Raw genomic sequence first — 1956 nt, 5'->3', positions numbered from 1 at the left:
ATCAGGCCCTGCCCGACCGCCAACCGCTGCCTCGCGCTGACCTGCGCCAATACCGCATCGGCGTCGGCCCGGTCGCCGTCTTCGGCGCCAGTAACTTTCCGTTGGCGTTCTCCACCGCAGGCGGCGACACCGCAGCGGCACTGGCCGCCGGTTGCCCGGTGGTGTTCAAGGCCCACAGCGGCCACATGGCAACCGCCGAATGGGTCGCGCAGGCGATTATTCGGGCTGCTGAGCGTACCGGTATGCCTGCGGGCGTGTTCAACATGATCTACGGCGCCGGGGTTGGCGCAACGCTGGTCAAGCACCCGGCGATTCAAGCAGTCGGCTTTACCGGCTCGCTGTCGGGCGGTCGCGCCCTGTGTGACATGGCGGCGGCACGCCCGCAACCGATCCCGGTGTTTGCCGAGATGTCGAGCATCAACCCGGTGGTGTTGCTGCCAGAAGCCTTGCAACAGCGCGGCGAACAGATCGCCAAAGAGTTGGGTGGCTCGGTGATGCTCGGCGCTGGTCAGTTCTGCACCAGCCCTGGTCTGGTATTGGGGATTGCCTCACCAGCGTTCAGCGCCTTTGTCGATGCGCTGGGCTCGTTTTTCAGCGCCCAACCAGCGCACACACTGCTCAATGCCGGTGGCCTGAAAAGCTACGTCAAAGGCCTCAGCCATTTGGCATCGGTCGAAGGCATTCGCCATCTCGCAGGTTCGCAACAACAGGGCAATCAGGCGCACCCGCAGTTGTTCCAGGCCGATGCCAGCCTGCTGATCGGCGGTGCCGAGGTGCTGCAAGAAGAAGTCTTTGGCCCGACCACCATCGTCATTGAAGTGGCCGACAAAGCGCAGTTGCTGCAAGCGCTGCACAGCCTGCACGGTCAACTCACGGCCACGCTGATCAGTGAGCCCGCGGACTTGCAAGCCTTTGCCGAAGTGGTGCCGGTGCTTGAGCACAAGGCGGGCCGCTTGCTGATCAACGGCTACCCGACCGGGGTTGAGGTGTGTGATGCCATGGTCCATGGCGGGCCTTATCCGGCGACATCGGATGCCCGTGGCACATCGGTCGGCAGCCTGGCCATCGACCGTTTCCTGCGCCCGGTGTGTTTCCAGAACTACCCGGACAGCCTGCTGCCCGATGCGCTCAAGAACGCCAACCCGCTGGGGATCCAGCGCCTGCTCAATGGTCAGCCAAGCCGTGAGGCGCTGAACTGACGCTTACTGGTCAGCCGCGTAAATGACCGTTTGCGCGCTGTCCGGGGCCACGGACTTGAGGGTGAAGTAGGTGTCACCCTCATCCGTGAGAATCTCGTATTGCACCTTGCCGGGTACGCGATTCGCCACGCTGACGTGCTTGATGATTTTCAGCACGCGCTGGAATTTCACATTCTGAGTGCCGTTCTGGGCGGGGCCGGTGAGCACGTTGACGGTCTGAAACCAGTCTTGATTCTTCTTGTGCGACACCAACGTGTCGGTCAATGCCTCAAAGCGTTCAAGGCGGGTAAACCCCCACAAGGTTTGCTCTGCCGACGCCTTGCCCTGGGCGTTTGAGCCGGTAAACACAAACAGATTAATGGCCGGATTGTCTTCGCAAAAAAAATCGTAGGGCACCAGCCCATCGACCATTTTCTTGCCCGCGACAAAGCCTTTTTTATGCACCAAAAACATGTTCACCTCCACTCAATGGCATCACCAAAACCTCAGACAGTGCTGAGCGGGAAGTCTACGGGGGCAAGGCGTACAGAGCCGTCAAGGCTATGTAATATCGTGTAAAGATCACAAAACCTGTAGGAGCGAGCTTGCCTCGCGATCTTTTGATCTTGGCTCTTTTACGGCCGCTGCGCGCCCGGACGTAGCCTCGCAAGGCTCGTCAACTGCTACGGGGTGTACGCGATTCAAACTGTAGGAGCGAGCTTGTCTCGCGATCTTTTGATCTTGGCCCTTTTACGGCCGCTGCGCGCCCGGACGTAGC

Annotated in this window: 2 protein-coding genes; one reads left to right on the top strand and one right to left on the bottom strand. The window is 60.6% G+C overall.

All coding sequences use genetic code 11. From position 1 onward, the window contains the following. Window positions 1–1199, top strand: a 1199-nt coding sequence (locus GHO25_RS25460; protein ID WP_153393325.1) for an aldehyde dehydrogenase (NADP(+)), incomplete at its 5' end; no start/stop codon positions are given. Window positions 1200–1202: 3 nt separating this feature from the next. On the opposite strand, the gene GHO25_RS25455 is transcribed toward GHO25_RS25460, so the two are convergent. Further along, complete coding sequence (locus GHO25_RS25455; RefSeq protein ID WP_153335642.1) at window positions 1203–1652, bottom strand: hypothetical protein; 450 nt, start codon at window positions 1650–1652, stop codon at window positions 1203–1205. Between the last annotated feature and the right edge of the window lie 304 nt (window positions 1653–1956).

It is taken from the genome of Pseudomonas sp. FSL R10-1350 (assembly GCF_009600525.1).
GTDB classification, from domain to species: Bacteria; Pseudomonadota; Gammaproteobacteria; order Pseudomonadales; family Pseudomonadaceae; genus Aquipseudomonas; species Aquipseudomonas helleri.
The sequence above is the reverse complement of the archived record's forward strand: the minus strand, read 5'-3'. Positions and strand labels throughout refer to the sequence as shown.

What these genes read in the sequence shown, in the direction of transcription:
- GHO25_RS25455 (WP_153335642.1), bottom strand. Translation starts at nt 1,652, where the DNA reads ATGTTTTTGGTGCATAAAAAAGGCTTTGTCGCGGGCAAGAAAATGGTC.